Annotated in this window: 20 protein-coding genes; 8 read left to right on the top strand and 12 right to left on the bottom strand. The window is 35.8% G+C overall.

Features of this window, described 5'->3' with window-relative positions; all coding sequences use genetic code 11:
• Positions 1 to 29 precede the first annotated feature (29 nt).
• Complete coding sequence (locus tag O99_RS03000; RefSeq protein WP_035006284.1) at positions 30 to 896, bottom strand: universal stress protein; 867 nt, start codon at positions 894 to 896, stop codon at positions 30 to 32.
• A gap of 243 nt (positions 897 to 1,139) precedes the next feature.
• Between O99_RS03000 and O99_RS02995 the strand changes: the two genes are divergently transcribed.
• From O99_RS02995 to O99_RS02985, 3 genes are all read left to right on the top strand, one after another.
• On the top strand, positions 1,140 to 2,426 hold the full coding sequence (locus O99_RS02995) for an RsmB/NOP family class I SAM-dependent RNA methyltransferase (protein WP_035006283.1): 1,287 nt from the start codon (positions 1,140 to 1,142) through the stop codon (positions 2,424 to 2,426).
• Positions 2,427 to 2,551: 125 nt separating this feature from the next.
• The gene (gene guaA / locus O99_RS02990; RefSeq protein ID WP_035006282.1) at positions 2,552 to 4,108 is read left to right on the top strand and encodes a glutamine-hydrolyzing GMP synthase; all 1,557 of its coding nucleotides are present in this window, start codon (positions 2,552 to 2,554) and stop codon (positions 4,106 to 4,108) included.
• Positions 4,109 to 4,271: 163 nt separating this feature from the next.
• A complete protein-coding gene (locus O99_RS02985; RefSeq protein WP_035006281.1) occupies positions 4,272 to 4,994 on the top strand; it encodes a glycerophosphodiester phosphodiesterase in 723 nt (240 codons plus the stop codon).
• A 57-nt stretch (positions 4,995 to 5,051) separates the two neighbouring features.
• Here the strand turns inward: O99_RS02985 and O99_RS02980 are convergent, their stop codons facing one another.
• The 7 genes from O99_RS02980 to O99_RS02950 all read right to left on the bottom strand — a co-directional run bounded on the left by O99_RS02980 (position 5,052) and on the right by O99_RS02950 (position 12,137).
• On the bottom strand, positions 5,052 to 6,089 hold the full coding sequence (locus O99_RS02980) for a sn-glycerol-3-phosphate import ATP-binding protein UgpC (protein ID WP_035006280.1): 1,038 nt from the start codon (positions 6,087 to 6,089) through the stop codon (positions 5,052 to 5,054).
• A 2-nt stretch (positions 6,090 to 6,091) separates the two neighbouring features.
• The gene (gene ugpE / locus O99_RS02975; protein WP_035006279.1) at positions 6,092 to 6,943 is read right to left on the bottom strand and encodes a sn-glycerol-3-phosphate ABC transporter permease UgpE; all 852 of its coding nucleotides are present in this window, start codon (positions 6,941 to 6,943) and stop codon (positions 6,092 to 6,094) included.
• A 10-nt stretch (positions 6,944 to 6,953) separates the two neighbouring features.
• Positions 6,954 to 7,838: a sn-glycerol-3-phosphate ABC transporter permease UgpA gene (gene ugpA / locus O99_RS02970; RefSeq protein ID WP_035006278.1), complete on the bottom strand. Its 885-nt coding sequence runs from the start codon at positions 7,836 to 7,838 to the stop codon at positions 6,954 to 6,956.
• Positions 7,839 to 7,936: 98 nt separating this feature from the next.
• Positions 7,937 to 9,262, bottom strand: coding sequence for a sn-glycerol-3-phosphate ABC transporter substrate-binding protein UgpB (ugpB, locus tag O99_RS02965; protein WP_035006277.1), 1,326 nt, complete (start codon positions 9,260 to 9,262; stop codon positions 7,937 to 7,939).
• A 324-nt stretch (positions 9,263 to 9,586) separates the two neighbouring features.
• Positions 9,587 to 10,498 (bottom strand): metal ABC transporter solute-binding protein, Zn/Mn family, encoded by a 912-nt coding sequence (locus O99_RS02960; protein ID WP_035006276.1) that lies wholly within the window; start codon positions 10,496 to 10,498, stop codon positions 9,587 to 9,589.
• Entirely contained in the window at positions 10,491 to 11,381 is an 891-nt protein-coding gene (locus tag O99_RS02955) for a metal ABC transporter permease (protein ID WP_035006275.1), read from the bottom strand. Before O99_RS02955 ends, O99_RS02960 begins: the two co-directional genes overlap by 8 nt.
• A 15-nt stretch (positions 11,382 to 11,396) precedes the next feature.
• Positions 11,397 to 12,137 (bottom strand): metal ABC transporter ATP-binding protein, encoded by a 741-nt coding sequence (locus tag O99_RS02950; protein ID WP_035006274.1) that lies wholly within the window; start codon positions 12,135 to 12,137, stop codon positions 11,397 to 11,399.
• Between the two features lie 699 nt (positions 12,138 to 12,836).
• Here O99_RS02950 and nrdH point away from each other — a divergent pair.
• Genes nrdH through nrdF form a run of 4 tightly spaced genes read left to right on the top strand, consistent with a single transcriptional unit; the run spans position 12,837 to position 16,574 of the window.
• Complete coding sequence (gene nrdH / locus O99_RS02945) at positions 12,837 to 13,058, top strand: glutaredoxin-like protein NrdH (RefSeq protein WP_035006273.1); 222 nt, start codon at positions 12,837 to 12,839, stop codon at positions 13,056 to 13,058.
• Positions 13,058 to 13,456: a class Ib ribonucleoside-diphosphate reductase assembly flavoprotein NrdI gene (gene nrdI / locus O99_RS02940; RefSeq protein ID WP_035006272.1), complete on the top strand. Its 399-nt coding sequence runs from the start codon at positions 13,058 to 13,060 to the stop codon at positions 13,454 to 13,456. The genes nrdH and nrdI overlap by 1 nt, the downstream gene beginning before the upstream one ends.
• Positions 13,438 to 15,588: a class 1b ribonucleoside-diphosphate reductase subunit alpha gene (gene nrdE / locus O99_RS02935; RefSeq protein ID WP_035006271.1), complete on the top strand. Its 2,151-nt coding sequence runs from the start codon at positions 13,438 to 13,440 to the stop codon at positions 15,586 to 15,588. Before nrdI ends, nrdE begins: the two co-directional genes overlap by 19 nt.
• Positions 15,589 to 15,599: 11 nt before the next feature.
• Positions 15,600 to 16,574: a class 1b ribonucleoside-diphosphate reductase subunit beta gene (gene nrdF, locus O99_RS02930; protein WP_035006270.1), complete on the top strand. Its 975-nt coding sequence runs from the start codon at positions 15,600 to 15,602 to the stop codon at positions 16,572 to 16,574.
• On the opposite strand, the gene prmC is transcribed toward nrdF, so the two are convergent.
• The 4 genes from prmC to secA all read right to left on the bottom strand — a co-directional run bounded on the left by prmC (position 16,571) and on the right by secA (position 21,841).
• Complete coding sequence (gene prmC, locus O99_RS02925; RefSeq protein WP_035006269.1) at positions 16,571 to 17,437, bottom strand: peptide chain release factor N(5)-glutamine methyltransferase; 867 nt, start codon at positions 17,435 to 17,437, stop codon at positions 16,571 to 16,573. The two genes, nrdF and prmC, sit on opposite strands and share 4 nt — an antisense overlap.
• Positions 17,434 to 18,513, bottom strand: a complete 1,080-nt coding sequence (prfA, locus tag O99_RS02920) for a peptide chain release factor 1 (RefSeq protein ID WP_035006268.1) — start codon at positions 18,511 to 18,513, stop codon at positions 17,434 to 17,436. The genes prmC and prfA overlap by 4 nt, the downstream gene beginning before the upstream one ends.
• Positions 18,514 to 18,696: 183 nt before the next feature.
• Entirely contained in the window at positions 18,697 to 19,110 is a 414-nt protein-coding gene (locus O99_RS02915) for a Fur family transcriptional regulator (RefSeq protein ID WP_035006267.1), read from the bottom strand.
• 16 nt (positions 19,111 to 19,126) lie between these two features.
• Positions 19,127 to 21,841 (bottom strand): preprotein translocase subunit SecA, encoded by a 2,715-nt coding sequence (gene secA / locus O99_RS02910; RefSeq protein WP_035006266.1) that lies wholly within the window; start codon positions 21,839 to 21,841, stop codon positions 19,127 to 19,129.
• Between the two features lie 407 nt (positions 21,842 to 22,248).
• Here secA and O99_RS02905 point away from each other — a divergent pair, with 407 nt between their 5' ends.
• Entirely contained in the window at positions 22,249 to 23,202 is a 954-nt protein-coding gene (locus tag O99_RS02905; RefSeq protein ID WP_035006265.1) for a peptidylprolyl isomerase, read from the top strand.
• The last annotated feature ends 12 nt before the right edge of the window (positions 23,203 to 23,214 follow it).

Below are 23,214 nucleotides of genomic sequence, written 5' to 3'. Positions count from 1 at the left end.
ATGTTTGTTTTTACTGATTTGATAATAATTTATAATTCTCTCATAATCATGACCGGAATAGGTGCGTTGTGGATGATAGTTTGACTTTTAGAGCCAAATAAAAAATTGTGCATTTTAGAATGATGGAAAGCACCCATAAGGAGCATATTCAGATTAAGTGGTTTTATATTATGAAGAACCATTTCTTCGAAATTAATTTCTGTTCTAAGCGGTTCAACATTAAATCCTGCAGATTGTAACCGCGTTAAGGTTTCATCAAAGCTATTTTGTATGGTTTGTGTTTGCTGTTCTGCCATCCCTAATATAAAGGTTACATTTTTAAAAAATTCTTGTGTGCAAATAAAATCAATAGCTTTCATAATTAATGGGCCACCATCAAAGGCTATTAGAATTCGTTGAATATTCTGGAAATGACGGGAGGCAACTAGAATTGGAAGTTCAGAAGAGCGTACGATATTTTCGAAGTTGAGTCCTAACCGCTTTTTATCAAGTCCTGTTTGTTCACCGCGTTTTCCAATTACAATCATTGATGATTGTTTCGTATAAATATTTAATGCATCTAAAAGAGTTCCATGACGCAGGCGTATTTCAACTTCGATTTGACTTTGAGAATTGAGATAATTTTTGGCTTCTTCTAAAGCGGTTTGTCCGATTTTTTGAGCAAGGAGTGCTTTAGCAAGAGTGGGATCTTGTTGTGCTAGGAGAGATGGATTCAGGATATTGCTATTAATATCCATTTGTTGTGTATCTGGTAAATGAATTTCTTCTTCTGATTTATCTAATACATATAACAATCGAATTGTTGTTTGCATAGATTTAGCAGCCCATAAAGCTAAATCACATACAGGATTTGCATATATTGAAGAATCAATAAGAGCGAGTATTGGTTTTGTCATTGCTAGTTTCTCAATGTTGTCATGTTATAGAATACTTCATTAGTTTTATTAAGGTTTATAAATTATAAGATGATTGCCCCTCTTTCACATTAGAATAAAACATTCTAGGTTATAGTACTAGCACTATTCGGTTTTCGATATCCATTTTTATTGTTTTAAAGTTAATGCTAAAAAATAAGTACGATAGTTTTTGTTTTTGAGTTAAATCATTTAGATTGTATAGAGATTGAATAGGAGAAGTAAATGCGATTGGGTGGGCGATTGCAGGCCGCAATAGATATTCTACAAGAAATAGAAACGTATTATCGCCCTGCGGGTGAAGCTTTAAAAGATTGGGGACTTTCTCATCGTTTTGCTGGGGTAAATGATCGTGCAGCAATTGGGACGATTGTGTATGATGCTTTAAGGCGGCGTTATTCATTGCAATGGCGTATGGATAGCAATAATATTCGAGATGTAGTTTTTGGTACTTTGTTCGATTCTGGTATGTTAACGATTGAGCAAGTTGATAAAGTTTTAGAGGGAGATCGATTTGCACCGCAGTTATTGGCACCTCAGCAGAGGAAAGCATGGCAACAACGTCAGTTGGTAAATGCACCAGACTATATTCGCGCTGATATTCCCCAATGGTGTAAAGCTCATCTATATCCTTTATTTGCAGATAATTGGATTAAGGAAGCAGCTGCTTTAGCAACACGTCCTCCTTTAGATTTACGTGTGAACAGTTTAAAGGCAACGCCTAAGAAGGTTCTTAAAGCCTTAGAAAAAACAAAGGTTAAGCCTTTTTCATGGTTTCAGCAAGCATTAAGGATTGAACCGATTGAAAAATTTGAGCGCCATCCTAATGTTCAAGCTGAGCCCGCTTTTCAAAAAGGATATTTTGAAATACAGGATTTGGGATCTCAACTTGTTTCTTATCTTGTAGAAGCAAAAGCAGGTATGCAGTTATTAGATTATTGTGCAGGAGCTGGGGGGAAAACATTAGCATTAGCTGCCAATATGGAGAATCGAGGCCAAATTTATGCTTATGATTCAGAGAAGATTCGCTTGGCTCCTATCTTTAATCGACTTCAACGGGCTGGTATTCATAATGTACAACCACGAGTATATAAAGAAGAATTAAAATCATTAATAGGTCAAATGGATATCGTTTTATTGGATACTCCATGTAGTGGGACAGGAACATGGCGCCGTCATCCAGATGCGAAATGGCGTTTGACCTTACAAAAAGTGCAACAACGTCAGGAAGAACAGTTCGCTATTTTGAATGAAGCCTTAATTTATATAAAGCCAGGAGGGCGTTTAGTTTATATTACCTGTTCTCTCTTTAATGATGAAAATGAAGAACAAATTTCTCGGTTTCTTCAAAAGCATTCTAATTTTCTTCCAATTAATATGCAGAAACTTTGGTATAGACATTTTAGTTCCTCAATTATGCAACCGGCATTTTCAGATTATGGACTGACTTTATCACCAGCAGCAACTAAAACAGATGGTTTCTTTTTATCTATTTTACAAAAGGAATTCTAATGCGTATCTTGATTTTTTTCGCGCTTGTATTGGCAATAACCTTTTTCTTACGTCAATAGACTTGTGAAAAGAGAGAGATTGAATAATACATTTTTTTATTTTAGGTAATTATTGATTGGTTTTTTATGAGCACATTGCGTTCAGATACTATTCTTATCATTGATTTTGGTTCACAAGTTACGCAACTTATTGCACGACGGGTGCGAGAAATAGGTGTTTATTCTGAAATTGTTCCTTTTCAATCTGCTTTAGAAGGATTTAAGCGAATCGAGCCTCAAGCTGTTATTTTATCAGGCAGTCCTTATTCGACTGTCGATGATGGTTCGCCACGTGTTCCAATGGAGATTTTTAATGCTGGTATTCCGATTCTTGGTATTTGTTATGGTGAACAAGTTATGTGTGTTCAGCTTGGTGGAAAAGTTGAAAGAGGGCATGAACGTGAATTTGGACGCGCTTTGTTAGATATAAAAGAAGAAAGTGTTCTTTTTGATGGTGTTTGGGAGAAAGGATCGTGCCATCAAGTTTGGATGAGTCATGGTGATCGTGTGGTTGCTTTGCCAGAAGGCTTTCATGTCATTGGAGCATCACAAGGAGCTCCTTATGCTGCTATTGCTGACGAGAAACGTCGTTTTTATGCAGTGCAATTTCATCCTGAAGTTGTTCATACAACAGATGGAGCAAAACTCTTAAAAAATTTTGTTCATAAAATTTCTGGTCTTAAAAGTAATTGGTCAATGGCTACTTATCGTGAACAGGCAGTTACTGCAATACGCGAAAAGGTTGGAAAAAGTCATGTAATTTGCGGTCTTTCAGGTGGTGTTGATTCATCTGTTGCAGCTATATTACTTCACGAGGCTGTAGGCGATCAGCTAACGTGTGTTTTTGTCGATCATGGGTTGATGCGTAAAAATGAGGTAGAAGAAGTTCTTACGCTTTTTCGAGGACATTATAATATAAAGCTGATTCATGTGAATGCTGCTGATATGTTTATCAATGCGCTTGAAGGTGAAACAGATCCAGAAAAAAAGCGGAAAATAATTGGTCGCCTTTTTATTGAAGTTTTTGAAGAAGAAACAAAAAAAATAAGAGGCGCCGAGTTCTTAGCACAAGGAACCCTTTATCCAGATGTCATTGAAAGTGTTTCAGCGATTGGTGAAGCCGTAACGATTAAAAGTCATCATAATGTAGGTGGGCTACCAGAACGGATGAAAATGCAACTTGTAGAGCCATTGCGTGAACTTTTTAAGGATGATGTTCGTTCTTTAGGGCGAGAATTAGGTTTACCTGAGCAGTTTATTGGGCGTCATCCTTTTCCAGGACCTGGTTTGGCAATTCGATGTCCGGGTGCAATTACACGCGAAAAATTAGAAATTTTGCGTGAGGCAGATGCTATTTATCTTGATGAAATCAGAAAAGCTGGCCTTTATGATAAAATTTGGCAAGCTTTTGCTGTTCTTCTTCCTGTTCAAACCGTTGGTGTAATGGGTGATGCACGTACTTATGAGTTTGTCTGCGCTCTTCGTGCTGTAACATCTGTAGACGGTATGACCGCTGACTTTTATCCGTATGATATGGAATTTTTGAGTAAAGTGGCAACACGTATTATTAATGAAGTCGAGGGTATTAACCGTGTTGTTTACGATATAACTTCCAAACCTCCTGGGACTATTGAGTGGGAATGATTGAAATTAAGAATAGTAAAGATATAGTTTTTTAGGATAGAGCATTTCAGAAAATTAGAAAAAATAAAAAAAGAAAATTGTTAAAGGCTTTGTATTAATGATTTTTAATCGTCATTAATCCTATTTAACGAATATTATTTGAAATTAAGAGAAGTTTGAAAATATGCTTAAAAAAAAAATTATAGCTCATCGTGGTGGAGCTGGTCTTTATTCTGAAAATACACTTTCAGCATTTCGTCATGCGATTGCATTGGGAGTGGACGAAATTGAATGCGATATTCACCTTCTTAAAAGCGGTGAAATTGTTATATTTCATGATTTCTCCCTTGAACAATTGATTGGGAAAAAAGGATATATTCATGAGATCGATAATGACACACGTCAGCAACTCCGTGTGAAAGGGAGTACTGAAGCACCTCCTTTACTAGAAGAGCTACTTGATCTTTTGGTGCCAACCAATGTAGCGCTTCATCTTGAAATCAAAACATGTGGTGAAATTGAGCGTGAAACTCTTTTATCTCAAAGAGCGCTTGAATTGATCAAAAGTCGAAACTTAGAAAAACGAGTTTCAGCAATTAGTTTTGATGCTAGGAGTCTTCGTCCTTTTATTGAAGCAGGAATAACATCTGGGCCATGTATTGATAGTTTTAAAGGTGATATGTCCTGTTGTTTTTCTGAATGGAAAAAATTAGGGTATTCTGATCTAAGTTTGGATAGCTCTATTGTATCACGAGACTTTATTGAATCGGCTCTTGATTCTGGCTTCAATGTAGGTGTATGGACGGTCAATGGAGTGTCTCGTTTGGCTCATTGGCTTGATATGCCAGTGCATTATATTACAACCGACCAACCTGATCTTGCTTTACGATTACGTTCGCAAAAATGAAAAAAGAGAGCTTTTCTTACTGATTAAGTAATCTGGAAGAAAATTTTTCTAGGTTGATTATGTGCGTTTTCCTGTTTGTTTATTAAAAGTGTGAAAATTCTGATTGGGAACAGTGAAGCTTAGTTTTTGTCCATAATCATTTGTAAGACGTTCTTTGATTTCAACAGTGAAAATAATATTGTTCCAACGTGTTAAAACATGGCATCCTGTGCCTACAGGTTTTATAAGTTCGATATGTGCATGAAAAACAGGCCCTTGTTCCGGATATTCACCCAACAAAGTCGCTTCTGGCCTAAATGCTAAAATATCAGTTTCTTTGTTACAAGAAAATGAGAAGCCTAAATATTGCTCTAAGATTTGACGATCAAGAAAATTAATAGGTGGAGAACCAATAAAGCCAGCAACAAAGATTGTAGCTGGGTAATCATAGATTTCCATTGGCGTTCCAATTTGTTCAATACGTCCTTTATTCATGACAACTATTCGATCAGCTAATGTCATAGCTTCTAATTGATCGTGTGTGACATAAAGGCTCGTTGTTCCTAATGAACGCTGGAGTGTTTTAATTTCAATGCACATTTGAGCGCGTAATTTTGCGTCAAGATTTGAGAGTGGTTCATCAAAGAGAAAAACACGTGGTTGGCGAACAATAACACGTCCCATTGCAACACGTTGGCGTTGTCCTCCTGATAATTGTCGCGGTTTACGATCAAGAAATGGTTCTATTTCTAAAAGTTTTGCAGCATGAGCAATACGTTTGTTCATTTCCTCTTTAGGCGTTTTTCGATTCTTGAGGCCATATTCTAAGTTTCCACGTACAGTCATATGCGGATAAAGTGCGTAGTTTTGAAAAACCATAGCAATGTCACGATTTGCAGGTTCACGATTATTAATAAGCTCATTGTCAATATAGAGCTCACCAGAGGTAACTTGTTCAAGTCCTGCAATAATACGTAATAGGGTTGATTTTCCACATCCTGATGGACCAACAAGAACGAGAAGTTCTTTATCAGAAACAGTTAAATTCAAGTCATTAATAACCAGACTATCATTATCATACTGTTTCATTATATTAAATAGTTGGATTGTAGCCACAATTATTTCTCCGTTTCAATGAGACCTTTGACAAAAAGCCGCTGCATGAAGATAACGACTAAAACGGGCGGGGCCATAGCAACAACCGCTACTGCCATAAGGATATTCCATTGAGGATCATGTTGAAGTGATTCAACAATGAGTTGTTTTAAGATAACAAGAACAGTTTGATGGTCTTGATCTGTTGTAGCAATAAGAGGCCAGAGATATTGTATCCATCCGTAAATGAACATAATGATGAATAAAGCAGCAATATTGCTTTTGCTAAGGGGGAGAACAATATCCTTAAAAAATTTCAATGGTCCTGCACCATCAACGCGGGCAGCTTCTAAGAGCTCATCAGGGACAGTAAGGAAAAATTGACGAAATAAAAATGTAGCGGTTGCTGATGCAATTAATGGAATAATCATTCCACTATAAGTGTTTATCATTTCTAATTGTGCAACTATTGTATATGTTGGAATAATGCGGACTTCTATAGGAAGCATTAATGTAATAAAGATAAGAGCAAAAGCAGTTTTACGAAAGGGAAAACGCATATAGACAATTGCATAAGCAGAGAAGAGTGAAATAGTAATTTTTCCAATACTAATGCCAACAGCCATAATAAATGAGTTCATTAAAAGTGGCCAGAGACGTGGAAGACCAAGTTTTACAAGGCCATCACCAAAAATTGCTTTATAATTTTCTAAGCCATATTGTCCTGGTAAGAGTGGAAGTGTCCCTCCATTAAATGTTGCTGAATTATGTGTTGATGCAATAATGGCAATATAGACTGGAAAACAGATGATAAGAATACCAATAATGAGAATGAAATGAGTTAAAAAGTTCAAAAAAGGGCGGTTTTCAACCATAACTTCTCTCCTAATATTGGACCCGACGTTCAATCCAGCGGAATTGGATTAATGTTAAAATAATAACCATCAGCATTAATATGGTTGATTGTGCAGCTGATGCACCAATCATTTGATTTTTAAAGCCATCTTCATACACTTTATAGACGATTGTGCTGGTTGCTCGTGCAGGTCCTCCAGAAGTCATGTTATCAATAATGCCGAATGTATCAAACATGACATAATTGATATTGATGATCAGTAGAAAAAAAGTTGTTGGTGAAATTTGTGGAAAGATTATCGTCCAAAATCGTTTAAAAGGACCGGCACCATCAATGGCAGCTGCTTCTATTTGCGAGTGAGGAACGGATTGGAGACCAGCAAGGAAAAAGAGAAAATTATAGGAAATTTGTTGCCAGCTAGCAGCAATTACAACCAGAATCATAGCTTGCACACCGTTAATACGATGGTTCCATATAATACCTATTTTTTTAAGGAGAAAAGGAAAAGTACCGATAGTTGGATGGAAAATAAACAACCATAATACACCTGCTAATACAGGAGCAACAGCGTATGGCCAAAGTAAAAGCATAGTATAAGCTTTTTTTGCACGAATAACACGGTCAACAGAAACAGCTAGAAGAAGTGATATTGTCATCGAAACAAGTGTGACAGAAATAGAAAATATGATCGTTGTCAGCAGTGATTGTATATAAGTAGTATCAGAAAAGATAGTTATGTAGTTTTCAAGACCAATAAAGGTTGTTGAGAAACCAAAAGGATCTTCACGTTCAAAGGACGATTTTATTGCTTGAGCAGCGGGCCAAAGAAAAAATAAAAAAGTTACCACAAGTTGAGGAAAAAGTAGCCAATAAGGAAGGAGGCTATTTCTGAAATATGCATGTTTTTCTTGCATGTGCAGGGCTCTTTAATAAGAGTCATCGGGAAAAAGGAATTGAAATATACCGTTTTTCAAGATCTAATTTTTCAACTTTGAACAATGATCATGAAACGTTAATGATTGGCTTTTTCAAATTCACGTAAAAGTTTATTACCACGTTCAACTACTTCATCTAATCCCTCTTTTGGTGATTTAGAACCATTTAGAACAGCCTCTAATTCTTGATCAAGAATCGAACGAATTTGCGGTAAGCTACCAAACCTTATTCCTTTTGAATTTTCTGTTGGTGGATTTAAATTGATTTGTTGAATAGCAATATCTGCACCTGGATTCTTATCATAAAAATTTTGTTCTCGACTTAATTCGTAAGCGGCGTTTGTGAGAGGAAGGTATCCTGTTTTTTGATGCCATTTAGCTTGATTATTTGTTTGTGAGAGGAATTTAAGAAAAGCTGCTGCACCCGCGTATTCTTTAGATGTATGACCTTTCAAAATCCAAATAGAAGCACCACCAATAATTGAGTTTTGTGGTGCATCTTTTACATCATCATAATAGGGAAGCATACCAAATCCAACATTAAATTGGGCTTCTGAAACGATTCCACCACGTGATCCTGATGATTGTATTAAAATTGCACAACTTTGTGCCATAAACATTGGTGTTGAATCGAGTGCACCAGCTGGGCCACCGTAACGAAAAATACCTTTATCTGACCATCTTTTAAAATCTGTCCACATGCGTATTTGCAAAGGACTGTTCAATGTTAGTTCTGCATCAAGTCCATCAAGTCCATTTCTTTTTGTTCCTACAGGAATGTTATGAAATGCTGAAAAATTTTCTACGCCAATCCATTGTGCAGCATAAGTCATTGTAAAACCACAACTTGCAGCTTTACTATCAAGAATTTTTTGTGAAAAATCTTCTATATCTTTCCATGTTTTGGGTGGTTGTTCTGGATCAAGCCCCGCTTTTTTAAAAATATCCTTATTATAAAAAAGAATTGGAGCTGAAACATTAAATGGCATAGAGAGCATACGTCCTTGCGTATCAGAATAATAGCTACTGATAGCAGGTAAATAGTCTAAGGTATCAAATTCTTGCTTTGTGTCAGCCATGAGTTGATAAAGTGGATAGATCACACCTTTTGCAGCCATCATAGTACTTGTGCCAATTTCATAAATTTGAGCGAGAACCGGTTGTTTTTTCCCTCGAAATGCTGCGATAAGTGATATCATGCTTTCTTCATATTCCCCACGAAATGAAGGAATAATTTTGTAATCAGATTGGCTTTTATTAAAATCATTGATAAGATTTTCAGTTTGTTTTCCTAGATCTCCACTCATAGAGTGCCAAAAGCTAATTTTTGTTTGTGCAAAACCAGCTGTTGCTGCAGTTATAGCAATCATAAATGCTGCCGAGAAAAGATAAAGACGATTCATGATTCACCCTTTTTGAATTGATTGAGCACGGTTTTTTCAGAACTATTAATATAATTCATAAATATATCATGATGGTTCTATTTCGCAAAGATGCCATTTCATTTAAACATGAACCATGCAAAGGTCAAACGAATTTGTGTAAATTGACCAATTTTACAACTTTTATGATTGTCTGGATGTAGCTGTAACGGTTGCATTATAAAATGACAATAATTCTAAAAAAAAATGAAAAAGGTAATGAGAGAGGCAAACAATTAAGGACATTTAGATGAAGTGAGATAGTCTTTAGGGTTATTGTTTAACATTCCAGTAATATTATGTGCCCTAACATTTGTTTATTGCGTTAATGATGGTGTTAACATTGTATTCCATCATATCAAGATAAGTCGCAGCAGGACCCTCTTTTTCGGATAATGCATCGGAATAAAGTACGCCCCCGATTTTTAAACCTGTTTCTTTTGAAATTTGTTCTATAAGACGAGGATTAGAGATGTTTTCAACAAATAATGCGGATACTTTATTGTTTTTAATTTGTTTAATAAGTTTGGCAACATCTGCTGCAGTAGCTTCTTTTGAAGCATTTTCGGGAGCAAGGATGGTGAATCCATATTCATGAGCAAAATAACTAAAGGCATTATGAGATGTGATAATAGTTCGCTTGTCTTTCGGGATAGTAGAAATTTGTGTTGTAATAGTTGTATGCAGTGCTTTTAGTTTTTGAATATAAGTCTGAGCGTTTTTATTATAATTTTCACATGATTGTTGATCTATTTTACAGAAAGCAGCAGCAATATTCTTAACGTATGTTTCAACATTGGGGATAGTTTGCCAAGCATGTGGATCAATACTACCGTGGTAATGTGTCTTGTTACGTTGTTCATGTTTAATTTCTAATGGGGAAATATTAGCACTAACTTCTACAAGAAGTGCTTTTGTTCCAGTTGCTATCGTGAGCCGATTAATGAAATCTTCTAAATACAGACCGTTGATGAAAATAATATGAGCATTTTTAATAGTTTTTGCATCACGGGGTGTTGGTTCGTAACTATGGATGCTTGTATTAGGACCAACAAAGGTGGTGATTGAGATATGATGGCCTCCTACATTTTTTACTAAGTCTGTAAGAATAGAAAAGCTTGTGACAACATTAATTTTTTGATGTGCAATGGCAGAAAGTGGGAAGAGAAGTAATAGAAGAGAGATCAGACGAAAAAATAGTTTAGCAAATTTATGCATGCTGTTTCCTTATGATGGAAAGGATGTATAGAAAAAGACGAGGAAACCAGGTTGCAATGAGTCCACGTGGACTTATAAGACAGGTGAGAAGATAGATAGAGCCTGCAACTATAATAATAGACGCACCAGAGGGTAGGGATTTATGAAAAGAGAGCAGAAGGCCAAATACACTGGCAATGATTCCTAAAATAATCGATAATATACAAATAGAGCCCAAACGCGAAAGCCAAAAACGGGCAGTGATGGCTGGAATCATCATAATGCCGACGGACATAAGTGTTCCTAATGATTGAAAACCGCCAACAAGGTTTAATACCATGAGCCCAAGTAATAACATGTGAACATATTTTCCTAGTGGAGAAAGTGATTTTAAAAATAGTGAATCAAAACTTTCTACTACAAGAGCTCGCCAAAAAATACACAGACTACTTATTGTTATGAGCATTATAACAGTAATAAGCAAAATGGCTTGTATATTAATAGAAAGCACTGAACCGAATAAAAGATGCAATAAATCAATTGTTGATCCTTTGAGTGAAATAATTATGACACCTGTTGCTAATGCAAAAAGATAGAAGACAGTCATTGAGGCATCTTCTTTTTGAAAACTATTTCTTGAAATTAAAGTAGTTGCTAATGAAACAATAATACCAGCTCCAACTCCACCAAGAGTCATGAATATTGGAGAAAAACCACAGAAAAGAAAAGCAATGGCAACACCAGGAAGAATAGCGTGTGATATTGCATCACCTGTTAAGCTCATACCACGTAACATTAAAAATACTCCAATGGGACAAGCACTGATCGTTAATAAAACAGAACCAATTAAAGCATTTTGCATAAATTGGAAATCAATAAAAGGCGCGAAAAAAAATGCGTACACGTGTGATGATCCAGTTTAGATAAAATTACTTGACCGCAAAGGCTTGTTCTTGTGGAATAACATGGAAAAATTGGATATGAGAGATGGCGTAACAAGATGATTATTGGCGCTTAATAACTGTGTCGTTTCTCCATAAAAAGCATGCTGTTTATGGATATGAATCATTTGTGGAAAATATTCTTGAACAATAAAAGGATCATGAAGTGCTATAAGAATTGTGCGGCCTTTTTGTTGCCAATGAGTGATCAGTGTTAGGAGATCCTTTTGGGTTTTAAGATCCACACCATTGAAAGGTTCATCAAGCAATATAATATCCGAATCTTGGACAATAATACGTGCAAAAAGAGCACGTTGTAGTTGTCCATTTGATAGTGTATTCAGGGAGCGGTGAGCGAGCGCTGCAAGCCCAACTACTTCTAGCGCATTTTGAATTTTATATTGATAGGAACGCTGGCTTTTCCATAATCCACAGAAAGACCATAGTCCCATTTTAACGAGTGTTTCTACATCAGCTGGGAATGTTCGATCAATATCACAGTATTGACCTAGGTAAGCAATGCGGCTTTTTGTGAGTTTTGTAATTTTACCACTGATAGGTTTAATTAATCTGGCAATAGTTTTGAGAAGTGTAGATTTCCCAGAACCGTTATCACCGGTTATGGCAATTAATGAATTTGTTGTCAGTTTTGCTGAAAAATTTTTTATAACAATTCTGTTTGTGTAACCGAATGTCACATTGTTGAACTGTAAGCTCATATTGATACCATTCTCTATCTTTTAATATTTTAAAAAGTTATGTTATATAATTACATATGTCAATAAAGTATTATATTATTTTCTTATGTTTTTAAGAGACTTTGCATGGTAATGGGAAGATCGTGGAAAATTAAAAATAGCTTTGAATTTCTCTTGACGAAATCATGTGTATGTATACTATATATAGTACTAAAATGATCGGTGATTCAAAATAAACGCTAAATGTGAATACATTGTTCATTTTATTGAAACTAGATTATTTCACAGTAAAGTATTATTATTTTTAGAGTAGCAGTTCAATTAAAGTATCACCTTAGGGGAGTTTTTTTGTTCATTGTCTGTATATTAAAGTTTTTTGCGATGAAAAACAGATGAAGACGCTAACAAAATGGCTGCAAAGGCTACGAGGTTAATTGGCTTTATGATACGTTTAATTAAAAAATAGCGAAACAAGAAAAATGCTAGTGAATAGTTGTTGTGTAACGAAGAACAGTTATTAGGATCGCAAGGCCTTTCTTCGTTTGTCCTATGTTTTTTAAAGAAAATGTAGTGATTTAAAGATGCGTTCGACAGTTTATAAGTCATTTTAACTAAAATATGACTAGGCGTTTTGTATGTAATTATTGTGTAAATATTGTGAGATTATCAGAATTAATGTTTTTCTGAGTTATTTTTTTTGAATTATGAAAGTTGAAAAGAATGATCACTATTTATAGTAAACCATCTTGTGTTCAATGTGATGCTACCTGTCGTGCTTTTGATGCTAAGGGTATTGATTATAATGTTATTGATATTTCTTGTGATGAACAAGCGTATAATTTTGTTCAGTCTTTAGGATATCGCCAAGTGCCTGTAGTGATTTGCGGTGATAATCATTGGTCGGGTTTTAGACCAGATATGATTAATGGTCTTTGTAGCTAATGGGGCTTATTGTTTATTATTCGAGTGCAACGGGTAATACTGAATATTTTGTTTCTCAGCTTGGTCAACGGCTTTTCAAAATTGATAAAAAAAATCCGTCAATATTGGTTAGAGAGCCGTATGTGTTAGCTGTACCTACTTATGCAGATGGTGAAGGTAGATTGGCTGTGCCAAAAGCAGTTATTCATTTTCTTAATGAGGAGGAAAACCGCAAATTGGTTCGTGGTGTCATTGGTGGCGGAAATCGTAATTTTGGTCGTTATTATAATTTAGCGAGCAAGATCATTGCAGAGAAATGTTGTGTACCTTGCCTCTATCGTTTTGAGCTGCGAGGAACTAAGGAAGACGTTATTTGTGTTAAAAAAGGATTGGAAAAGTTTTGGAAACAACAAGTGTAAAAAAACTGGAGACGCCAGATCAAATTACAGATTATCATGCACTCAACGCAATGCTTAATCTTTATGATGAGAATGGTCATATTCAATTTGATATGGATAAACTTGCTGCTCGGCAGTATTTTCTCCAACATGTTAATCAGAATACGGTTTTTTTTCATAATTTAAAGGAGAAAATAGATTATTTGATAGAAGAAAAGTATTATGAGAGAGAATTATTTGAACTTTATGATTTTTCTTTTGTCAAAAAGCTTTTTAAGCGTGCTTATGCATTTAAATTTCGTTTTCCTACTTTTCTGGGTGCGTTCAAATATTACACGAGTTACACGTTAAAGACTTTTGATGGTAAGCGCTATCTTGAGCGTTATGAGGATCGTGTTTGTCTTGTTGCTTTATATTTAGCACAAGGGAGTAAATCCCTTGCTGAGGGCTTAGTTGATGAAATTATTACGGGACGGTTTCAACCAGCAACACCAACATTTTTGAATGCGGGCAAGAAGCAAAGAGGAGAATTGGTATCGTGCTTTTTGTTACGCGTTGAAGACAATATGGAATCGATAGGCCGTTCGATTAATTCAGCCTTACAGCTTTCTAAACGCGGTGGAGGTGTGGCCCTTTGTTTAACGAATTTGCGAGAAGCAGGGGCACCAATTAAGAAAATAGAAAATCAGTCATCGGGTGTTTTACCTGTGATGAAAATGTTAGAAGATGTCTTTTCTTATGCTAATCAACTTGGTGCGCGACAAGGCGCTGGTGCTGTTTATTTACATGCACACCATTTAGATATTATGAAATTTTTGGATACAAAGCGAGAAAATGCTGACGAAAAAGTCAGAATTAAAACGCTTTCACTTGGTGTTATTATTCCTGATATCACTTTTGAGCTTGCTCGTAATAATGAGGATATGTATCTTTTCTCATCGTACGATATTGAGCAGGTTACAGGAAAACCTTTTAGTGATATTTCTTTGACGGAGCATTATCGTTCTTTTGTTGATAATTCAAAGATACGCAAAAAGAAAATAAGTGCGCGGGTTTTCTTTCAAACGTTAGCAGAAATTCAGTTTGAATCAGGATATCCATATATTTTATTCGAAGATACCGTTAATCGGGCAAATCCAATAGCAGGCCGTATTAGTATGAGCAATTTGTGTACAGAAATTTTGCAAGTAAGTGAAGCAAGTGAACTGGAAACAGATTTAACTTATCGTGCTGTTGGCAATGATATATCTTGTAATCTTGGCTCGATGAATATTGCAAAAGCAATGGAGAGTGACAACTTTGGGAGGACAGTGGAAATAGCTGTGCGTGCCTTAACAGCTGTTTCTGATATGAGTAATATTGCTTGTGTGCCTTCTATTGCAAAAGGCAATGCCGAGAGTCATGCGATTGGTTTGGGGCAAATGAACTTGCATGGTTTTCTAGCACGTGAAAAGATCTATTATGGAACACCAGAAGCAATTGATTTTACTAATATCTATTTTTATACAGTTACATATCACGCATTACGTGCTTCTAATTTAATTGCGCGTGAACGTAAGGAGGTGTTCGTAGGATTTGAAAAATCAGCTTATGCAGATGGACATTTTTTTACAAAGTATATTGAGAAAGAATGGAAACCGCAATTTGAACTAGTACAAAAGCTTTTTACGCGTAATAATATCGTTATTCCGAACCAAAAAGACTGGCAAGAGCTGAAGCAATTAGTTGCTCAATATGGGCTTTATAATCGCTATCTTCAGGCTGTACCACCTACGGGATCTATTTCCTATATTAACTATGCGACTTCTTCTATTCATCCGATTGCTTCGAAGATTGAAATTCGCAAAGAGGGAAAAATTGGACGTGTTTATTATCCTGCCCCTTATATGGATAATACGAATTTAGAGTTTTATCAGGATGCTTATGAAATTGGGCCTGAAAAAATTATTGATACTTATGCTGTTGCTACGCAGCATGTTGATCAGGGGCTTTCGTTAACGTTATTTTTTCCAGATACAGCAACTACACGTGACATTAATCGTGCGCAAATTTATGCCTGGAAAAAAGGCATAAAGAGCCTTTATTATGTACGGTTACGGCAGATGGCATTGAGTGGAACAGAAGTTGATGGTTGTGTTTCATGTAGCTTATAGGAGATGATTATATGACCAAAATTACAACAAAAAATCCTGTTGTTTGTGCTGTAAATTGGAATAGACTCTATGATGAAAAAGATCTTGAAGTTTGGAATCGTTTAACTGGTAATTTTTGGTTGCCTGAGAAAGTACCGTTGTCCAATGATATTCCTTCATGGGCTAGTTTGACTGAGGAAGAACGAAAACTGACAATTCGTGTTTTTACAGGCCTTACTCTCCTTGATACGGTTCAGAATACTGTGGGTGCTATTTCTCTTATGGCTGATGCTGTAACAGAACATGAGGAAGCAGTATTAACTAATATTGCATTTATGGAAGCAGTTCATGCACGTTCTTATTCCTCTATTTTCTCAACTTTATGTTCGACAGTGGAAGTTGATGATGCGTTTAGATGGTCGGAAGAAAATACCTATTTGCAGAAGAAAGCGAGATTAATACTTGAACATTATGAAGCAGATGAACCACTAAAGAAAAAAATTGCTTCGACTTTCCTTGAGAGTTTTTTATTTTATTCTGGTTTTTATTTGCCCATGTATTGGTCAAGTCGTGCTAAGCTGACGAACACGGCTGATTTAATTCGGCTTATTATTCGTGATGAGGCTGTTCACGGTTATTATATCGGCTATAAATTTCAATTGGGGTTTGCAAAACTTGATGAAGCTAAAAAACAAGAAATAAAAGATTTTGCTTTTAATCTACTTTTTGATCTTTATAATATTGAGTGTAAATATACTGAAGATCTTTATGATGCTATTGGGTTGACAGAAGATGTTAAGGTTTTTCTTCATTATAACGCAAATAAAGCATTAATGAACTTAGGCTTTGAGGCTCTTTTCCCGCCTGAAGTGTGCCGTGTTAATCCTGCCATTTTAGCAGCTTTGTCACCGAATTCTGATGAAAATCATGACTTCTTTTCGGGATCAGGTTCTTCTTATGTTATTGGTAAAGCAGTAGCAACTGTCGACGAGGATTGGGCATTTTAATGCGTGAAGGAAAAAAGAAGTGCACGGGGTATTTTATTTAAATCTTCGCGTATTTTAAGACATTTAAATCCATTTTTTTCAAATAAATCACGAACTTTTTTTTCTTGAGAATAGCCAATTTCAACGGCGATATAACTTTTCTCTTTTAAATAATTTGCTGATTCATAAGCCAATTTTCGATAAAAATAAAGGCCATCTTCTCCACCATTTAGAGCGCGCCAAGGGTCATGTTGGCGTACTTCTTTTGCAAGGTTTTTAATTTCTTTTTCTGGAATATAAGGCGGATTAGAAATAATGAGGTCAAATTGCCCTTTGATGGAATCAAACCAATTACTGAGAAGAGGTATAAAACGATGGGCAACATTCGCATGCTGTGCATTTTTTGTAGCTGTTTTTAAAGCATCTTCGGAAATATCAACAGCTACAGCATAGGTTTGAGGGATTTGTTTGAGAATCGCAATAGCGATAGCTCCACTTCCTGTTCCCATATCAAGCAATGTAGCTTGTTCTGATTTCTCTAGATGTGATTTGAGGATTGGTAAAACAAGATCAACGAGTGTTTCTGTATCAGGACGTGGTTCTAACGTATCTTTAGACAAAGTAAATGGTATACCATAAAATTCTCGTGTTCCGATAATACGATAGACCGGTTCACCTGCAATACGTCGATTTATAGCTTGTTCTAATTGTACGAGCTGTTGAGAAGATAGATACATATTTGGTTGAAGAATTCTATCAGATGCAGTGGTTCCTGTTATCCATTCAACGAGTATTTTTGCGTTAAGATCGGCTTCAGAAATTCCTTGATAGCGCAATTTTTCTTGTGTTGTTTGGATGACCTTACTAAGCGAATGATCATTCATCTACTATGATCCATTTCAGTAAGGAGCGTTGTCTGATGATCAGAAATGAGTGCATTAATCAACTCATTTAAATCTCCTTCCATGATACGATCAAGTTTATAGAGAGTCAGATTAATACGATGGTCAGTTACTCGTCCTTGTGGAAAATTATAGGTACGGATACGTTCTGATCGATCACCAGAACCAACTTGAGTTTTTCGGGATGCTGAACGTTCACTCTCTGCTTTTTGCCGTTCAATATCGAATAAACGCGCACGTAAAATTTGGAGAGCGCGTGCGCGATTTTGATGTTGTGATTTTTCTGCTTGAACAACCATAATTCCTGTTGGAATATGCGTAATACGAACAGCTGAATCAGTTGTATTGACATGTTGCCCACCAGCACCAGATGCGCGCATTGTATCAATACGGATATCTTCTGGGCGAATTTCGATATCAATTTCTTCTGCTTCTGGTAAAACTGCAACAGTGGCGGCAGATGTATGAATGCGTCCTCCTGTTTCTGTTTCAGGGATGCGTTGCACGCGATGGACACCTGATTCAAACTTAAGCTTGGAAAATACACCTTTTCCTGAAATGGTTGCAATAATTTCTTTATATCCACCAACTTCACCATCACTCAAAGAAATGATTTCAACTTTCCAGTTGTGAGTATTTGCATAACGTTCATACATACGAAAAAGATTTCCTGCAAAAAGTGCTGCTTCTGATCCTCCTGTTCCTGCTCTAATTTCAATGATAACACTTTTTTCATCAGCAATGTCTTTGGGCAAAAGAAGAATTTGGAGTTCTTGCTCAAGTTCTTGAATTTTTTGAGATAATGATGATAGCTCTTCTTGAGCTAAATTACGCATTTCTGTATCTGTTTGTGTATCACTTATTATAGTTTCGAGCTCTGCTATTTCTTTATGGAGAGAATTTAATGTTCGTATAGGAGCTATAATTGGCTGTAATTCTGCGTATTCGGACGCTAGTTTTACATATGTTTCCGCATTTGGATTCTCAGCCATTTGGCTTTCGATTATTTTGAAGCGTTTTTCAAGTTGCTTCATGCGGTCTTGTGGCAAAGAAACCATGGCAATATTGGCCTAATTTATTGAGTATTAGATAGTTGATAATATTATATATTATATTATTACAGGGGGTGATAAAGAAGAAAAATGCTCTTGCCAACCAAATTATAGAATTTTAAAATAAATTTATGTAAAAATTTGGTGTGCATAAATAATATTTTTCATTATACATATAGGTCTATTAATTTAGGAATTGCGTTTTTTCCCGTAAATTTCAAGACGATGATAAACAATATCATAACCAAGGGAATGGGCAATTTCTTCTTGCAGTTTTTCAATGATAGCAGAATGAAATTCAATAGCTTCTCCTGTGTCTATATCAATAAGATGATCGTGATGCTCGCCTTTTGCTTGTTCAAAACGAGAAGGTCCTCCATTGAAGATATGGCGATGAATAGTTCCATTTTCTTCTAATGTTTTCATTGTGCGGTAAACAGTTGATAGCGAAATACTAGGATCTATTTTATGAACACGTTGAAAAATTTCAAATGCATTCGGATGATCATCTGTGTCGGCTAAGACGTCAAGAATAATACACCTTTGACGTGTTACTCTTAAGCCGGCAATTCGTAATTCTTTTTCATAAGTTTGTTTATTCATTTAATTATTTGACTTTTCAGATAAATGACCCATGACAATGCTTATATTTTTTGCCTGAACCACAAGGGCAAGATTCATTTCGTCCAATTTTTCCCCATGTTGTTGGATCATTAGGATTGCGTTTTTCGGGATTAACTAACCTATTTTCGTTTATCTGTGCCCATGCTGTGGTGTTATTTTTTGCGTTCTGAGTATTAGAAGGATACTGGGAGCGTGATCTTTCAGGTGTTTGCGATTCTACGGGTTTTTGAATAATTTCAAAATGCATGAGTTTAGAAATAAAATTTTTACGGAGATTGATAAGCATAGTTTGAAAGAGTTCGAATGACTCTGTTTTATACTCATTGAGAGGATCTCGTTGTGCATAACCACGGAAGCCAACAGCAGAACGTAAATGATCTAAATGAACCAAATGCTCACGCCATAGTGTATCAATTGTTTCAAGTAGTATAGCTTTATGAAAATAAGCGATTATTTCTGGGCTATAGCGTTCAGAGCATTCCTTTTCAAATTTTTCAACAGCCTTTGTTATGCGTTCTACAATTTGCTCTTCAGCAATTCCTTCTTCGCTTGCCCATTTTTCTATTGGAAGGTTCAAATTAAAAATCTGATATAGTGCTTTTTGTAAATCTTTCACATTCCATTTTTCTGCGTATGCTCCATATGGAATGTGGGTTTCTACTAGATCTTCAATGACTTCATTACGCATTTCAACAGTCATTTCAGTTAAATTTTCTGTATTCATAACTTCCATGCGTTGTTCGAAAACAACTTGGCGTTGATTGTTCATGACATCGTCATATTTTAAAAGATTTTTACGAATTTCGAAATTTCGTGCTTCAACCTTTTTTTGAGCTTTCTCAAGAGCTTTATTAATCCATGGATGGGCAATGGCTTCATCTTCTTTTAGTCCAAGCTTTTGCAGCATACTATCCATACGGTCAGAACCGAAGATACGCATGAGATCATCTTGAAGAGAAAGAAAAAATTTTGAACGTCCAGGATCACCCTGGCGACCAGAACGACCGCGAAGTTGGTTATCAATTCGACGACTTTCGTGGCGTTCAGTAGCAATAACATAAAGACCCCCAGCAGCTAATGCCTTCTCTTTCAGTTGTTGAACATCTTTCTTGATTTCTTCAATTTTAGCAGTTCGTTCTGGGCCTTCAGGTACATTCTGCAATTCTTGCCGAATACGTATTTCAACATTACCACCAAGTTGTATATCGGTACCACGACCGGCCATATTGGTGGCGATAGTCAACGCTTTAGGAACACCTGCTTGTGCTATAATATGTGCTTCCTGTTCATGATAACGAGCATTTAAAACTTGAAAATCAGTGATACCTTCTTTCCGTAAGCGCTCTGCTAACTGTTCCGACTTTTCAATAGAAGTAGTTCCAACCAGAATAGGTTGTCCTTTTTCGTGAGCTTGACGAATATCGCGAACAATGGCTCGATATTTTTCTTCTGCTGTTCGATAAATTTCATCATCTTCATCGCGGCGTTGAACAGGTAAATTTGTAGGAACTTCAACAACCTCAAGATCATAAGTATTACTAAATTCTTCAGCTTCCGTTGTAGCTGTTCCAGTCATACCGGATAATTTTTTATACATACGAAAATAATTTTGAAAAGTAATAGAAGCTAAGGTCTGGTTTTCTGGTTGGATAGTGACATGTTCTTTGGCTTCTAATGCTTGATGTAATCCTTCAGAGTAACGTCGTCCTGGCATCATACGACCAGTAAATTCATCAATGATAACGACCTCACCATTTCGGACAATATAATCTTTATCACGGATAAACAATTTATGCGCTTTCAGAGCATTATTAACATGGTGGACAATTGTAACGTTTTCTATGTCGTAGAGGCTTTCATTTTTGAGATGTCCAGCTTTTTTTAGCATTTCCTCAATTTTTTCAGTACCAATTTCAGTAAAAGTTGTGGTTTTTTGTTTTTCATCTATTTCGTAGTCTTCTGGTGTTAGGAAAGGAATAAATGCATCAATAAGATTATAAAAGTCAGTACGATCTTCTAAGGGACCAGAAATAATAAGAGGGGTTCGTGCTTCATCAATAAGAATTGAATCAACTTCATCAATAATTGCATAATAGTGACCACGCTGTACCATTTGGTTACGGTCAAAAGCCATATTATCGCGAAGATAATCAAATCCTAATTCATTATTTGTTGCATAAGTAATATCACATGCATAAGCTGTTCGGCGAGAATCATTATCAAGATGATTGAGAATAACACCAGTTGTCATACCTAAAAAATCGTAGATTTTACCCATTGTTTCAGCATCACGACCAGCAAGATAATCATTAACTGTAACAACATGGACCCCTTTTCCTTCTAGGGCGTTAAGATATACTGGTAAGGTTGCCATTAATGTTTTACCTTCACCAGTACGCATTTCAGCAATTCCTCGGTTATGAAGAACCATCCCACCAATAAGCTGTACGTCAAAAGGGCGCATGCCGTAAACACGTTTTGCTGCTTCACGGACAGTTGCAAATGCTTCTGGTAATAGCGAATCAACCGTTGCACCTTCAGTTAATCTTTTACGAAACTCAGCAGTTTTTTGGCGTAATTGCATATCGCTTAATTTTTGCAATTGTTCTTCTAAGGCATTAATCTGTGTTATTTTTTGGCGAAATGCTTTAATACGGCGTTCATGAGCCGAACCAAAGAATTTATGCGCGAGAGCACCTAAATTGACCATTTCTGGTCCTTTCTTTCATTTGTTATCACCATAATGGGTGTTTATTAAATTGTATCTATGGCTCTGCACCGTCTAAAACGTTTGGTATAATTAGATGCATGCAGTGCTTTATGGTAACTGACGTATAATGTTTTTTCATTTTTTATAAAATAGAGATTAAGGGGCTAAAACCATTGTGTCAACTTTAGTGATATTATTTGAATAATTAAGGTATGAAGTAATTTAGGGTATAATGTGACATTTTTCTATATTATCATGTTTTGTATTATCTGGAATCAAAATGTAATAAAATGGAAGGATCATTTTTTATTTTTGTGAAATAAAATTTATCTATGTTTAGATTTTAAAGTGCTATGGTAAAAAAATTAAATTTGAAAGTACATTGATTTTAAAAAGGGAATATATTTATGAGATTCAATTTTAGGGTACTATGTTTGGCCTCAACTTTATTAGTTGGCATACATGCCGGTGTGATAGCTCAAGAAAGCGTAAAGTCTGCAAAAAATGATTTAAGTACTTTGGAGAACGCTGCTGAAAAACCAGTTCCTCTTTCTCATGTAATAGCAGTGATTGATGGGAAAAATATTACGGCCGGGCAGTTAGATGAGCTAGCACTCGAAATAAATCCTAATTTAGTTCGTGTTCCAGATGAAAAACGCCGTGTAACAGTCTTAAAAGCGTATTTAGATATGCAGGCACTTGCTAAAGCAGCACTGCAGAAAGGTCTAGATAAGACAGAAGCCTATGATAAACGTATGGCAATAATGCGTGATAATATTCTTCAGCAACTTTATTTTAAAGAGATGGTTGTTGATAAAATTGCAGATGCTGATGTGAAAGCTCTTTATGATAAGGAAATTGCTGCTTTACCTAAAGAAGATGAAATCAAAGCGCGTCATATTTTAGTCAAAACAAAAGAAGAAGCAGAAAAAGTTATTAAGCGTTTGAATAAAGGTGAAAGCTTTGAGGAAATTGCAAAAAAAGACTCAACAGATGGTTCTTCTGCCGTTGGTGGAGATCTTGGCTATTTTAGTCGCGGTCAGATGGTTAAGCCATTTGAAGAGGCTGCATTTAATTTGAAGGTGGGAGAATATACTAAAAAACCTGTTGAAAGTCCATTTGGTTGGCATGTTATTAAGATAGAGGATCGTCGTTTAAAACAACCTCCTGTCTTTGATGATGTTAAGGATGTATTGCGTACACAGCTTATAAGAGAACATTATCAAACACTTATTACCGATTTACGGGGTAAGATTAATGTAGAGTATCCTGATTCTAATATTGCAAAACACATGCAATCGCTTAATGAAAATGAAGCACCATTTCTAGGTGAAACATCCAATGTAGAGGGTGGGGAATAATTTTTTTATGCT

Origin of the sequence: Bartonella rochalimae ATCC BAA-1498, assembly GCF_000706645.1 — a bacterium.
GTDB classification, from domain to species: domain Bacteria; phylum Pseudomonadota; class Alphaproteobacteria; order Rhizobiales; family Rhizobiaceae; genus Bartonella; species Bartonella rochalimae.
This window is presented reverse-complemented; position numbering and strand designations above follow the sequence as displayed.

What these genes read in the sequence shown, in the direction of transcription:
- prmC (WP_035006269.1), bottom strand. Translation starts at nt 17,437, where the DNA reads ATGAATGATCATTCGCTTAGTAAGGTCATCCAAACAACACAAGAAAAA.
- guaA (WP_035006282.1), top strand. Translation starts at nt 2,552, where the DNA reads ATGAGCACATTGCGTTCAGATACTATTCTTATCATTGATTTTGGTTCA.
- O99_RS02995 (WP_035006283.1), top strand. Translation starts at nt 1,140, where the DNA reads ATGCGATTGGGTGGGCGATTGCAGGCCGCAATAGATATTCTACAAGAA.
- nrdF (WP_035006270.1), top strand. Translation starts at nt 15,600, where the DNA reads ATGACCAAAATTACAACAAAAAATCCTGTTGTTTGTGCTGTAAATTGG.
- O99_RS02985 (WP_035006281.1), top strand. Translation starts at nt 4,272, where the DNA reads ATGCTTAAAAAAAAAATTATAGCTCATCGTGGTGGAGCTGGTCTTTAT.
- prfA (WP_035006268.1), bottom strand. Translation starts at nt 18,513, where the DNA reads ATGGTTTCTTTGCCACAAGACCGCATGAAGCAACTTGAAAAACGCTTC.
- O99_RS03000 (WP_035006284.1), bottom strand. Translation starts at nt 896, where the DNA reads ATGACAAAACCAATACTCGCTCTTATTGATTCTTCAATATATGCAAAT.
- O99_RS02950 (WP_035006274.1), bottom strand. Translation starts at nt 12,137, where the DNA reads ATGAGCTTACAGTTCAACAATGTGACATTCGGTTACACAAACAGAATT.
- nrdI (WP_035006272.1), top strand. Translation starts at nt 13,058, where the DNA reads ATGGGGCTTATTGTTTATTATTCGAGTGCAACGGGTAATACTGAATAT.
- O99_RS02915 (WP_035006267.1), bottom strand. Translation starts at nt 19,110, where the DNA reads ATGAATAAACAAACTTATGAAAAAGAATTACGAATTGCCGGCTTAAGA.
- ugpB (WP_035006277.1), bottom strand. Translation starts at nt 9,262, where the DNA reads ATGAATCGTCTTTATCTTTTCTCGGCAGCATTTATGATTGCTATAACT.
- ugpA (WP_035006278.1), bottom strand. Translation starts at nt 7,838, where the DNA reads ATGCAAGAAAAACATGCATATTTCAGAAATAGCCTCCTTCCTTATTGG.
- O99_RS02905 (WP_035006265.1), top strand. Translation starts at nt 22,249, where the DNA reads ATGAGATTCAATTTTAGGGTACTATGTTTGGCCTCAACTTTATTAGTT.
- secA (WP_035006266.1), bottom strand. Translation starts at nt 21,841, where the DNA reads ATGGTCAATTTAGGTGCTCTCGCGCATAAATTCTTTGGTTCGGCTCAT.
- O99_RS02960 (WP_035006276.1), bottom strand. Translation starts at nt 10,498, where the DNA reads ATGCATAAATTTGCTAAACTATTTTTTCGTCTGATCTCTCTTCTATTA.
- nrdH (WP_035006273.1), top strand. Translation starts at nt 12,837, where the DNA reads ATGATCACTATTTATAGTAAACCATCTTGTGTTCAATGTGATGCTACC.
- ugpE (WP_035006279.1), bottom strand. Translation starts at nt 6,943, where the DNA reads ATGGTTGAAAACCGCCCTTTTTTGAACTTTTTAACTCATTTCATTCTC.